At 43.4% G+C, this 13,239-nt stretch carries 11 protein-coding genes; 9 read left to right on the top strand and 2 right to left on the bottom strand.

All coding sequences use genetic code 11. From position 1 onward, the window contains the following. Positions 1-155 precede the first annotated feature (155 nt). Positions 156-1,529 carry a diaminobutyrate--2-oxoglutarate transaminase gene (locus L2096_RS09180; protein WP_218262147.1) on the top strand — a complete coding sequence of 458 codons (1,374 nt, stop codon included), beginning with the start codon at positions 156-158 and terminating at the stop codon, positions 1,527-1,529. Positions 1,530-1,532: 3 nt separating this feature from the next. Continuing rightward, positions 1,533-3,065, top strand: a complete 1,533-nt coding sequence (locus tag L2096_RS09175; RefSeq protein WP_004946409.1) for a pyridoxal phosphate-dependent decarboxylase family protein — start codon at positions 1,533-1,535, stop codon at positions 3,063-3,065. 107 nt (positions 3,066-3,172) lie between these two features. Here the strand turns inward: L2096_RS09175 and L2096_RS09170 are convergent, their stop codons facing one another. Continuing rightward, complete coding sequence (locus L2096_RS09170; RefSeq protein ID WP_250365271.1) at positions 3,173-3,658, bottom strand: Lrp/AsnC family transcriptional regulator; 486 nt, start codon at positions 3,656-3,658, stop codon at positions 3,173-3,175. A 132-nt stretch (positions 3,659-3,790) separates the two neighbouring features. Between L2096_RS09170 and L2096_RS09165 the strand changes: the two genes are divergently transcribed. Both L2096_RS09165 and L2096_RS09160 read left to right on the top strand, forming a co-directional pair. Then, complete coding sequence (locus tag L2096_RS09165; RefSeq protein ID WP_250365270.1) at positions 3,791-5,512, top strand: alpha-keto acid decarboxylase family protein; 1,722 nt, start codon at positions 3,791-3,793, stop codon at positions 5,510-5,512. Between the two features lie 162 nt (positions 5,513-5,674). Beyond that, positions 5,675-7,057 (top strand): amino acid permease, encoded by a 1,383-nt coding sequence (locus L2096_RS09160; RefSeq protein ID WP_250365269.1) that lies wholly within the window; start codon positions 5,675-5,677, stop codon positions 7,055-7,057. A gap of 93 nt (positions 7,058-7,150) precedes the next feature. Here L2096_RS09160 and paaZ read toward each other — a convergent pair whose 3' ends face one another. Next, positions 7,151-9,253, bottom strand: a complete 2,103-nt coding sequence (gene paaZ / locus L2096_RS09155) for a phenylacetic acid degradation bifunctional protein PaaZ (RefSeq protein WP_250365268.1) — start codon at positions 9,251-9,253, stop codon at positions 7,151-7,153. Between the two features lie 249 nt (positions 9,254-9,502). Here paaZ and paaA point away from each other — a divergent pair, with 249 nt between their 5' ends. Genes paaA through L2096_RS09130 form a run of 5 tightly spaced genes read left to right on the top strand, consistent with a single transcriptional unit; the run spans position 9,503 to position 13,167 of the window. Then, positions 9,503-10,432, top strand: a complete 930-nt coding sequence (gene paaA, locus L2096_RS09150; protein WP_250365267.1) for a 1,2-phenylacetyl-CoA epoxidase subunit PaaA — start codon at positions 9,503-9,505, stop codon at positions 10,430-10,432. A gap of 40 nt (positions 10,433-10,472) precedes the next feature. Beyond that, positions 10,473-10,763: a 1,2-phenylacetyl-CoA epoxidase subunit PaaB gene (gene paaB, locus L2096_RS09145; RefSeq protein WP_004936450.1), complete on the top strand. Its 291-nt coding sequence runs from the start codon at positions 10,473-10,475 to the stop codon at positions 10,761-10,763. Positions 10,764-10,777: 14 nt separating this feature from the next. Beyond that, positions 10,778-11,533 carry a 1,2-phenylacetyl-CoA epoxidase subunit PaaC gene (gene paaC / locus L2096_RS09140; RefSeq protein WP_250365266.1) on the top strand — a complete coding sequence of 252 codons (756 nt, stop codon included), beginning with the start codon at positions 10,778-10,780 and terminating at the stop codon, positions 11,531-11,533. A 25-nt stretch (positions 11,534-11,558) separates the two neighbouring features. Continuing rightward, complete coding sequence (paaD, locus tag L2096_RS09135; RefSeq protein WP_250365265.1) at positions 11,559-12,059, top strand: 1,2-phenylacetyl-CoA epoxidase subunit PaaD; 501 nt, start codon at positions 11,559-11,561, stop codon at positions 12,057-12,059. A gap of 49 nt (positions 12,060-12,108) precedes the next feature. Then, the gene (locus L2096_RS09130; protein WP_250365264.1) at positions 12,109-13,167 is read left to right on the top strand and encodes a 2Fe-2S iron-sulfur cluster-binding protein; all 1,059 of its coding nucleotides are present in this window, start codon (positions 12,109-12,111) and stop codon (positions 13,165-13,167) included. The last annotated feature ends 72 nt before the right edge of the window (positions 13,168-13,239 follow it).

Genomic DNA, 13,239 nt, shown 5'->3' with positions numbered 1-13,239 from the left:
AAAGGTCTTTATTTTTATATAAAAAAGGGTATCATCGCCCTCCTAGTATCATAAAAGCAATCGCTGTTTTACTAGAATCCTACAAGCACCGAGTCAAAGGACCGCAAGTCACCAGACTTATTTCTTTCAACCCTTATCTGAGATGGTAATCCGATATGAGCGTTAATTCCGTAAATCCTGCCACCAATTCCACCAACGAATATTACCTGACTCGCCAAAGTCAGATGGAATCAAATGTTCGTAGCTATCCGCGCAAGTTACCTCTTGCGATAGCGCGTGCACAAGGTTGCTGGGTTACAGATGTTGAAGGTACACAATACCTCGATTGTTTAGCGGGGGCAGGGACATTGGCTCTTGGTCATAATCACCCTGCTGTTATTCAAAGTATTCAAGACACGCTAGCAAGTGGTCTGCCATTGCATACTTTGGATCTTACAACTCCTTTGAAAGATGCATTTACTGAAGCATTGCTGTCTTTTCTACCAGGTGGAAAAGAAGAATATTGCTTACAGTTCTGTGGTCCATCTGGTGCAGATGCCACTGAAGCAGCAATCAAACTTGCGAAAACCTATACAGGTCGCAGTTCAGTGATCAGTTTTTCAGGTGGCTACCATGGTATGACCCATGGTTCACTTGCAATGACTGGTAACTTAAGTGCAAAAAATGCAGTGAATAATTTAATGCCGGGCGTGCAGTTCATGCCGTATCCGCATGAATATCGTTGCCCACTTGGTTTAGGTGGTCAAGCGGGTGTCGATGCACTCACTTACTACTTCGAAAACTTTATTGAAGATGTTGAAAGCGGCGTAACCAAGCCTGCAGCTGTCATTCTTGAAGCAATTCAAGGTGAAGGCGGCGTGGTGACTGCACCAGTAAAATGGTTGCAAAAAATCCGTGAAGTGACTGAGCGTCATAACATCGTATTGATTTTAGATGAAGTTCAAGCAGGCTTTGGCCGTTCAGGTAAAATGTTTGCATTCGAACACGCAGGGATCGAGCCTGATGTTGTGGTGATGTCTAAAGCAGTGGGTGGTGGTTTACCGCTTGCCGTACTCGGTATCAAGCGCAAATTCGATGCATGGCAACCTGCTGGTCACACTGGAACATTCCGTGGTAACCAGTTAGCAATGGGTACAGGCTTGGTTGTTTTAGATACCATCAAAAATGACAAGCTTGCTCAAAATGCACATGAGCGTGGTGAATTTCTACAAGCAGAGCTGAAAAAGCTGGCACAAGAATTCCCATGTATCGGTAACGTGCGTGGCCGTGGTTTGATGGTGGGTGTCGAGATTGTCGACGAACGTAAACCAGCAGATCATATGGGTTCATTGCCTGCCGATGCACAATTGGCCGCAGCGATTCAAACTGCATGTTTTAACCATAAGTTACTGCTTGAAAAAGGTGGTCGCAACGGTACTGTGATCCGTTTACTTTGCCCGCTGATTATTAATCAAGATGAATGTGTTCAAGTCATTGAACGCTTCAAAAAAGCATTGGCGGATGCACTCAAAGCAGTTCGAGGCGAATAATCCATGGTTGATTTTGCAGAACACCGTAAAGCGTTGCTCTGTAACGATGCTGCATCTATTGCTGACTATCAGTCAGCAATGGACGACGCTGTAAAAGCTGTTGCAGCATGGCTACAAAACGACAAGATGTATACAGGTGGAAGTATCAAGGAATTGCGTTCGGCAATTGCCTTTAATCCATCTAAAGACGGATTGGGTTTACATCAGTCTCTTGAACGCATGGTTGAGCTTTTCTTAAATAAAAGCTTGAAAGTACACCATCCGTATTCGTTGGCACATTTACATTGTCCAACAATGGTGACCAGCCAGATTGCAGAAGTCTTGATCAATGCAACCAACCAATCGATGGACTCATGGGATCAAAGCCCAGCGGGTTCATTGATGGAAGTTCAGTTGATTGATTGGTTACGTAAAAAAGTAGGCTACGGATCAGGTCAAGCTGGCGTATTCACCTCAGGTGGCACGCAATCGAACCTGATGGGTGTGCTACTGGCGCGTGATTGGGCAATTGCTAAAAACTTTACAGACGAAAATGGTCAGCCGTGGTCTGTTCAGCGTGATGGTATTCCTGCCGAAGCAATGCGTAACATCAAAGTCATTTGTTCTGAAAATGCACATTTTTCTGTGCAAAAGAACATGGCGATGATGGGTATGGGCTTTCAGTCAGTAGTCACGGTGCCTGTCAATGAACTTGCTCAGATGGATGTCGATGCGCTGGAAAAAACCATGGCGCATTTGCAAGCCGAAGGCAAAATCGTGGCGTGTGTGGTGGCAACAGCAGGCACAACCGATGCCGGCGCAATTGATCCGCTGAAAGAAATCCGTGACATCACCACAAAATATGGCGCGTGGATGCATATCGATGCGGCATGGGGTGGTGCACTGATTTTGTCGAACGACTATCGCGAGATGTTGGCTGGAATTGAATTGTCTGATTCAATCACGCTCGATTTCCATAAGCATTATTTCCAAAGCATCAGCTGTGGCGCATTCTTGCTCAAAGATGAAGCCAACTATCGCTTTATGCATTATGAAGCGGAGTATTTAAACTCAGCTTATGATGAAGAGCATGGTGTACCCAACCTTGTGTCGAAGTCTTTGCAAACGACGCGTCGCTTCGATGCATTAAAGCTTTGGATGACCATTGAGGCACTTGGTGAAGAACTTTATGGCTCTATGATTGATCATGGTGTAAAACTGACGCGTGAAGTGGCAGATTATATCAAGGCAACTGACGGCCTAGAGTTGTTGGTTGAGCCACAATTTGCATCTGTACTGTTCCGTGTTGTACCGCAAGGTTATCCGGTTGAGTTGCTTGATACCCTGAACCAAAACGTTGCAGATGAATTGTTTGCGCGTGGTGATGCCAATATTGGTGTGACCAAAGTGGGTCAGGTGCAGTCGCTCAAAATGACTACGTTAAGCCCGGTTGCGACACTCGAAAACGTTCAAAATCTTTTGTCATTTGTATTGCAAGAAGCAGATCGCATTAAAGATGCAATTGCTTCAGGTACATATGTTCCAGCAATTGATTAATCGATGCGTATCAAAAAACCCAGTTTAGACTGGGTTTTTTTACGCCAATCTTTGCAGCGCAAGATTTTTAGCACATGATCTTCAACGCAAGATTTTAACACATTGACTTAAACTGCCAGTGGACTAGTCTGACGTTTATTTTTTCCTAAATATTGATTTTGTTCCTTCACTTTTTTTAGCACGATATAAGTTTTGATATGCCCGATTGCTTCACAAGTCAGGAGTCGTTCGGTCACAAAATTAGAAAGATCTTCAAGATTTTCTGCCACGACTTTTAAAATATAATCGGCATCACCGCTGATAGAAAAAGAATCATGAATTTTTTCTTCATGTTCGATCATCTCGAGAAAAGTGATTTGAGATTTGGCTTCATGAATTCTCAAATTGATATGCACCATCGCTGTGACTTTTAGCCCCACAGCTTGCTGATCGATACGCGCGGTATAGCCTAAAATAATCCCTTTTTGTTCAAGTATTTGCCGGCGACGTGAGCACTGCGATGCCGATAACCCGATCAGATCACCAATCTCCTGATTTGTTAACCGTCCATTTTTCTGTAAAGCACTGATGATTTTCCAATCAAATTTATCCATTGCATCAAATCCTTTTTTGATACACAAAATGTGCGTTTTTATAAAAATTAGTATCCATTATGCATGAAGATCAGTGAGCCGATCACCTATTATTTTTATAGAGACGAAAAAATAGTATCAAGGAGAAGAACAATGTTTATCGAGATTGGACAATTTTTAAATCAACGTTTAAGCGAGTTAGGAATAGATCATATATTCGGATTACCCGGAGATTTCAACCTGTCGTATCTAGAACAAATCGAAGAAGATACATCGCTAGAATTTATTGGAAACTGTAATGAGCTAAATGCCGCCTATGCGGCAGATGGTTACGCGCGTAGTAATGGTGTGGCTGCTCTTGTGACCACTTATGGTGTGGGTGATTTAAGTGCAATCAATGGCATTGCTGGTGCTTATGCTGAAAATGTCCCTGTGATCTTGATTTCAGGCATTCCGCCTCTGCATGCAGTCAATCGAGGGGAGTTAATTCATCACACCTTGGTTGATGGTAATTACGACAATATTATGAATTGCATGAAAGAGTTTACTGTTGCACAAACCCGTCTTACTCCAGAAAATGCAGCTTTTGAAATTGATCGTGTGCTCAAGCAGTGTTTGATCTCGCGCCGTCCAGTCTATATTCAGTTACCTTCCGATATCACTCATATCAAAATTGATGTTGATGCAAAGCCACTCGATAAACGTATTCCAAAAAGTGATCCGCAACTTTTAGAACTGGCATTAAATGAGTTTTGTGCTGAGCTTTATTCGGCCAAACGTCCAGCATTTCTGATCGATCAAACCGCCAAGGTGTATGGTTTAGGTAAAGTTTTGGCTCAAATTGCGGAAAAATACAATATTCCTTACGCGTGTCTTTGTACCGCAAAAAATGTAATTGATGAGTCATCAGATTTGTATGCAGGAATTTATGCTGGAAGTGCAAGCCAACCAAAAACTAAAGAGATTATTGAGCAGTCCGACTGCCTGATTGGAGTTGGTGCGCGTTTTAGCGATGTTGGGACTGGCTTTTTTTCACATCAGATTCGCAAAGATCGCTACATTGATTTAAAACAATACGATCTGACGATTTATGATCGTAACTTTGCCGGAATTGAAATCGCTGAATTTTTAACTGCATTATTACAGCGCTTAAAAACCCGTGAACGTGAACCAAAGAGTTGTTCAGCTCCCTCAGTTCAAGCGCCAGAATATTCAGAACAAGATTCGCTGACTCAAGCTGCGCTATGGCGTGCGATGTCAGGCTTTTTCAAAGCCAATGATGTGATTATAGGAGAGGTTGGCACTTCCAATTCCTCTATTTCTGGTATTTGTTTACCCGCGACTGCTGATTATATTGCGCAGCCAATCTGGGGATCAATCGGCTATACATTACCTGCGTTACTGGGCAGTATGCTAGCCCAGCCAAAACGCCGCCATATTTTATTTATTGGTGATGGTTCTATCCAGTTAACCGTACAAGAGCTTTCCACAATAATACGTCAAAAACTCAAACCGATTATTTTTGTTTTAAATAACGGGGGGTATACCATTGAGCGTTTAATTCTTGGCGAAAAATCATCGTATAACGATATCCAAAACTGGAACTATACCGAAGTAATGCGGGTGTTTAATGGAGCAGATGCCTACAGCACACATATCGTCGAGAGAGTAGGACAGTTACATACAGTACTGGATCAGCTTGAGTCGAGTCAAACGTTGGCGCTGATTGAGCTTAAACTTCCTGTAATGGATGCACCAGCCAGCCTGACCAAATTTGCCGATGTAGTGGCGCAATACGATTATGGTCATTATAGCTATCAACAACTCAAACCAAAGACCGCCGATATACTCAGCCCGGTCGGCACCTATAAATAAAAGACTATCAGGACACTGTGCGATAACCAATCACCACAGTGTCTTTTTTATTGAGATCAAGCATTTAAGGGATATTCATAAGAACTTTATTATTTAAATTCACATCGTAAAAGATTCAAAGGAACGCACAGGAGTGTGCAAATTGAACCATGGAGCGCAGTAATGGAAGCACAACAAACGAACGAGTTAAAACAAGGATTATCGAATCGGCATATTCAGTTAATTGCTCTAGGAGGAGCCGTAGGGACAGGGCTATTTTTAGGTATTTCACAAACCATTAAGTTGGCAGGGCCATCGGTTTTACTGGGTTATGCAATTGCAGGCATCATTGCATTTCTGATTATGCGACACTTGGGTGAAATGGTTGTCGAGGAACCGGTCAGTGGGTCTTTTAGCTATTTTGCCAACAAATACTGGGGTCCAATGGCCGGTTTTATGTCTGGCTGGAATTACTGGGTGTTATACGTGTTGGTCAGTATGGCCGAACTGAGTGCAATTGGTACCTTCATACAGTTTTGGTTGCCCGAATTACCCACATGGATCACTGCGCTTTTTTTCTTTATTGCCATTAATGCCATAAACCTCATCAATGTACGTTTTTTTGGTGAATCTGAGTTTTTATTTTCCTGTATCAAGATTATTGCGATTTTAAGCATGATCTTCTTCGGTTTATATTTGTTGATATCAGGCGATGCTGGACCTCAGGCCAGCGTGGCCAATCTCTGGCAATTTGGTGGCTTTTTTCCAAATGGTATCCAAGGCTTTATCATGTCCTTGGCCATTATCATGTTTGCCTTTGGTGGATTAGAGCTGATTGGTATTACGGCGGCGGAAACCAAAAATCCATCCAAGACTATTCCTAAAGCGGTCAATCAAATTGTGTATCGTATTCTGATTTTTTATATTGGTGCGATCGGAGTTTTGCTGTGCTTATTTCCATGGAATCAGTTGGCTCAAGGCGGTAGTCCTTTTGTTTTGATTTTTCAGTCGCTAAACAGCCACGGTGTCGCCAATGTTTTAAATTTTGTGGTGTTGGTGGCTGCAATCTCGGTATATAACAGTTGTATTTACTGTAACAGTCGAATGCTGCACGGTTTGGCCATGCAAGGTAATGCGCCACGAGTACTACAACGAGTGAATCATCGTGGTATTCCGGTATATGCTGCTGGTGTTTCAGCGTCTATTACAGCGCTTTGCGTATTAATTAATTACTTAATGCCAGGCAAAGCCTTTCAATTTTTGATGATGCTGGTGGTCGCAGCGCTAGTGGTCAACTGGCTCATGATTTCTTGGACACATCTGAAATTTCGAAAAGCGATGCAGCAACGACATCATCAAACGACGTTTCAAAGCATCATGAGTCCATGGAGTAACTATTTAACGATTGCCTTTATTTTTGGTATCCTGATCATTATGAGTATCACGCCAGATATGCGACTTGCCGTAATGCTGGTCCCTATCTGGTTGATCGTGCTGGCAGTGGTGTATCAGCTTAAATACCGTAAAAAAGACATCTTGGCGGCTGAAGCTCAAACGCATTCATAACTATAGCAAACAAAAAAAGAGTTCATTTCGAACTCTTTTTTCATGGATATTATCAGCTGATCTGCACCTCAGTGTTGCAGACCAGTCTTTTATTTAAGCTGCACGTTCAACCAGCGTTAAAATATCATAGGTTGCCACCAGCTCTTCGCGTTGATTTTTTACTTTAATGTCCCAGACCACCACACCGTGCGGTTTTTGCGTTGGATCGTTGAGTGTTTTTGGGGTTTTTTGTTTACAGGTCAACTCAACTTGAATGGTATCACCAATTTTTACAGGCTCAACAAAACGTAAATTGTCCATACCGTAATTGGCAATTACTGGCCCGGGAGCTGCATCGACAAATAACCCTGCAGCAGCGGAGACAATAAAGTAGCCATGTGCCACGCGCTCACCAAACAACGAGTCTTTGGCTGCAATTTGATCCATATGCGCATAAAAATGATCGCCACTTAAGCAAGCAAAATTGACAATATCGGCTTCAGTCACGGTACGGCGTGCAGTTTTTAAACGCTCACCTATTTCTAGCTCATCAAATGTTTTCCGGAACGGATGAACGCGATCTTCCACAATGTGGGCGCCTGCTGTCCAGCTTTGCCCCAGTTGGGTGAGTGCATTTGGCGATCCTTGTATGGCTGTACGTTGCATATAGTGTTTCACCGCACGTAGGCCACCCAGTTCTTCACCTCCACCCGCACGCCCCGGACCGCCATGTACCAATTGAGGCAATGGAGAGCCATGACCAGTACTTTCTTTAGCACTTTCCTGATCTAAAATATGAATTCTGCCATGCCATGGCGCAATTTTTGCAATCAGTGCTTCAATATTTTGATGACTTTCACGTACCACTGACGCGACTAAGCTACCTGCACCTTTGGCAACCAGTACTGCCAATTGCTCCAGATCATCGTACGGCATGAGCGTACATACGGGGCCAAATGCCTCTGTTTCATGTATGGATGTGGCTTGAACAGGATGATTGCACAGTAGTAGTGTTGGTGGGTAAAAGGCACCTAATGTGGCGTCTTCGGCATGAATTAGACAATCATTACGCAAGTGACTTCCAAACACAATTTGCGCTTCTTGAGCCAATACTTCAACACGAGCTGCAACGTCTTGCTGCTGTTTTTTGCTGGCCAAAGCGCCCATGGTAACCTCTGCTCGACTAGGGTCTCCAACCACAACCTTTTTTAGTTGCTCGATGAGCTGCTGTTGAACTGTCTCTAGCGCGGCTTTAGGTACAAAAGCACGTCGGATGGCGGTACATTTCTGGCCTGCTTTACTGGTCATTTCATTGACCACTTGCTGTACAAAAAGTGCAATAGTGGCTTCACTACAATCTTCAGTCAAGATGGCGCTATTGATTGAATCGGCTTCCATGCTAAAAGGAATTGAATGACGATTTAAATGTGGAAGCGCTCTGAGCTGCTGCCCGGTTTGTGCAGAACCCGTAAATGTAACGGTATCTTGAGCATTTAAATGATCAAGTAAGTCATGGATCTGCCCGCAAATGAGTTGTAAAGCACCATCGGGTAAGTATCCGCTCGCCAAGATATCCTGTACAACCGCATGGGTTAAAGCGGCACCTTCTGTGGCGGGTTTCACAATACAAGGTACACCTGCCAGTAACGTTGGGGCAATTTTTTCTAACATCCCCCAGATAGGAAAGTTAAACGCATTGATGTGTAGCGCAACGCCAGCTTTGGGATGCAAAATATGTTTAGCACCAAAGTTGCCTTTTTTTGATAGTGGAATCCACGCATCTTCGACCAATGTTGTAGCATCGCTTAGCTCGCGTCGAACGAGGCTAGAATACGCAAAAAGTGTACCGATACCGCCTTCGATATCAATCCAAGCATCTTTACGGGTACATCCCGTGGCTTGTGCCAATGTGTAATAGTGTTCTTTACGATCAAGTAAATATTGCGCCACCTTTTTAAGCGCATTCGCACGTTGATGAAATGTCCATTTCGCAAGTACTGCACCATGTTGTTTTGCATAATCCACTACAGCTTGAACATTTAGACCATCACTACTCACCCGATAAATAGCAGCACCGGTAATAGCATGATGCACTGTGCGAGTATTGGTATCTGAGGTGTAGGATTCACCACACACCAATGAACTTAATGCGGGCGCAAGTGATACATTTGGCTCTGAATGTGCAGAAACATGCGCGTCTGAATCAACCAGGTACATAGTTAAACTCCATTTATGATACGTTTTCATTCATTTTTTAATTATTGCGTTACTTAATTTCTAATAGAGCTATATAAAAGTCAATTAAAATTCGCTGTTGTAAAAATATTTAAAAAATAAAATTAATATAAAACAAAATCTTGATCAAGTTTCATTTTAAAAAATAAATGATACTAAAAATTAATATTGATTTTTATTTTGTATCAAATTAACTTAGGTGTATGGATACTTTTGACGAGTAAGTGAATCATGAGCACACAACAGGAACGGTTTGATCAGTGCATAAAACAAGACTCTTTTATTGAGCCCAAAGACTGGATGCCCGACGCATATCGCAAAACCTTGATTCGTCAGATTGGTCAGCATGGTCACTCTGAGGTGGTGGGTATGTTGCCAGAAGGGAACTGGATCACACGGGCACCCACGCTCAAACGTAAAGCGGTGTTGCTGGCGAAAGTTCAAGATGAAGCTGGTCATGGGCTTTACTTATACAGTGCGGCCGAAACACTCGGTGCAGATCGTGATGACATGATGCAAAAGCTGATCGATGGGAAAATGAAATATTCTTCAATTTTTAACTATCCGACGCTGACTTGGGCAGATGTGGCAGCCATTGGCTGGCTTGTCGATGGTGCAGCAATTGTCAATCAGGTCGCGCTATGTAGAACCTCGTACGGGCCTTATGCACGTGCCATGGTTCGCATTTGTAAAGAAGAAAGCTTTCATCAGCGCCAAGGCTTTGAAGCCATGATGCAACTGGCAAATGGTACTGAAGAACAAAAACAAATGGCACAAGATGCGGTTAATCGTTTCTGGTGGCCAGCCTTGATGATGTTTGGCCCAAGCGACGACAACTCGCCCAATAGTGCTCAGAGCATGTTCTGGAAAATTAAACTCTTTAGTAACGACGAGTTACGACAAAAATTTGTCGATAACACCGTACCGCAGGTTCATCAGCTTGGTCTGACTGTTCCGGATTCGAAATTACAGTGGAATGAAAGCACTCAGCATTATGAGTTTGGCGAAATTAATTGGAATGAATTTAATGCAGTGATCGCAGGAAAAGGACCTTGTAATCAGGAGCGTCTAGCAGCACGCCGTAAAGCATGGGAAGACGGCCAGTGGGTACGAGAGTCTGCAGCGGTTTATGCACAAAAACAAACTGCTAAAGTTGCATAACTGAGCGAAAGCACCAATAGGAAAACAAGGAATAACAATCATGGAATATAAAAATAACTGGTCATTGTATGAAGTGTTTATTCGCAGCAAACAAGGTTTAAGTCACCGGCATGTTGGCAGTTTACGCGCACCTGATGACGAAGTGGCGCTTCAAAATGCACGTGATGTTTATACGCGGCGTAATGAAGGAACGAGTATTTGGGTGGTGAAGTCTGAGTTAATTCGTTCATCTCAACCTGAAGAGAAGCCAGAATTTTTTGAACCGTCGCAAGACAAAGTCTACCGTCATCCGACTTTCTATACGATTCCCGATGGTATTGAGCACATGTAATGCGGAGACTACTAATGAACACTTCAGTATTTTCACAGTTTTTGCTGCACATTGGCGACAGTCATTTAATTTTATCTCATCGCTTGTCTGAGTGGTGTGGTCATGCACCCGAACTAGAGCTCGATATTGCACTTGCCAATATTGGTCTAGATTTATTGGGTCAGGCACGTACTGTATTGAGTCTGGCGGGAGAAATTGAAGGACAAGGACGCGATGAAGACCGTCTGGCTTATTTTCGTCATGAGCGAGAATATCGCAACTTATTGCTGACCGAGCAACCGAATGGCAATTTTGGGCAAACTATCGTCAGACAATGGTTGATGGATCATTATCATGCACTGCTTTTTCGTGCCTTAAGTGAGAGTAAGCATGAAGGGCTTGCAGCATTTGCAGTCAAGTCACTCAAAGAGGTGAATTATCATCTGCGTTTTTCAAGCACATGGATGGAGCGCTTGAGTCTGGGTACAACAACTGCACATGAGAAAATCCAACTTGGACTCGCACAGCTTTGGCGCTTTACCGATGAGCTTTTTGATCTGACCCCAGAAGAACATTCACTGGTCGAGGCAGAAATCATTCCAGATCTTGCACCGCTAAAACATATCTGGCAAACACGCGTAACCGAAGAGCTTACACGTTTGGGCTTACAAATACCTGAATTGGGTGCGTATCGTCGTGGAGCCAAGCAGGGCTTGCATACCGAGCATCTGGGTTATGTACTGGCAGAAATGCAATATATGCAGCGTAGTTATCCAAATATGGTGTGGTAAAACAGCCATATACAGGAGGTGTGACGTGAAAGAGATTCGATTACTCAACGATACTTGCTGGGACATATTGTCGCAGATTTCAGATCCAGAGATTCCAGTGCTTTCAATTACCGATTTAGGCATGATCCGGGGCGTTGAAATCAATAATCAAGACGAGATTATCATCAAGCTCACGCCAACCTATAGTGGTTGCCCAGCAATGGATTTACTCAAGGCTGAGATATTATCGGCATTTGAGCAGCAGGGTTTATCACCAGCGCAGGTGGTGATCGATCTGAGTCAAGCATGGACGACAGATTGGATGACAGATACAGGCAAGCGCAAGCTTAGAGCTTACGGCATTGCACCGCCACAAGGTGATGCTAACCAGTGTGGCACGCATGTCGCTTTGCAAGATGGCATCGAGTGTCCACATTGCCATAGCCGTCACACCAGATTAGTCAGTGAATTTGGTTCAACCGCATGTAAAGCGTTATACAAATGTCAAAGCTGCCTCGAGCCTTTTGATTACTTTAAATGTATCTGACGCTTAAACAAACAATAAAAATAGCGTCACGCTAAAAAGGAATTTTGATATGAACCCGTTTATTCCGCTCACCATTAAAGCAATACAGTATCTAACCGAGCAATCGATTTGTATTTCCTTTGATTTGCAAGATGATCAAAAGCACGCATTTGATTATATGCCGGGTCAGCATTTAACGATTCGCCATCAAAGCGAGCAAGGTGAACTACGCCGTTGTTATTCGATTTGCAGCGATCATGATGAAGATTTGAGTATTGCCATCAAAAAAATTGATCAGGGGCAATTCTCGACTTGGGCCAATGAACATTTGCATGTTGGGGATATACTCGATGTGATGCCACCACAAGGCATTTTTTATCAAAAAGCCGCAAAAGCGGGTGGTCGTCACTTTTTATGCATCGCGGCTGGTAGTGGAATCACACCAATTTTATCTATTATCAAATCGGTGTTGAAGCATCAACCTGATGCGTTTGTCACCTTGATTTATGGCAATCGATCTTGGAAACAGACCATGTTTTCAGAGCAAATTATGGATTTGAAAGATACATTTAAAGGTCGTATGCAACTGATCAATGTATTCTCAAGAGAGTTCAATGACAGCGAGATTTTTAATGGTCGTATCGATGCTGTTAAGCTACAGCAATTGGCCACTGCCGGATTGATTCCACGCGATGCCGATCACTGTTTTGCCTGTGGCCCTGAAAGTATGCTCGATGCGATTGAGACCTATTTGCCTCAACTGGGTATCGCGTCAGAAAAAATTCATACTGAACGCTTTAATACGGGCACATCCGCGTCTTCGTCTCGTGAGCAGATCGAACAGCGCAGCGAAGAAACCGTCAATATTATATTAGATGGTCGTGAGCTACTAATTGAGGTGAGCAAAGAAGATGACAGTATTTTAGATGCAGCTTTGCGTGCTGGAGCCGATTTGCCTTATGCGTGCAAAGGCGGCGTATGTGCAACCTGCAAATGCAAGGTGCTCAGCGGTGAGGTGGAAATGACACTTAACTACAGTCTGGAACCAGAGGAAATTGCAAAAGGGTATGTATTGAGCTGTCAGGCACGGCCAATCAGCGCAAATGTCAGAATGAGTTTTGATGAATAAATCGCCCAGACCAGCTTAAAAGCATGCCTGATGCCCTGAATAAAAGACCGGATGAAACAAGAATCAGAAAAT

This window comes from Acinetobacter sp. ACZLY 512, assembly GCF_023614015.1.
GTDB classification, from domain to species: Bacteria; Pseudomonadota; Gammaproteobacteria; order Pseudomonadales; family Moraxellaceae; genus Acinetobacter; species Acinetobacter soli.
This window is presented reverse-complemented; position numbering and strand designations above follow the sequence as displayed.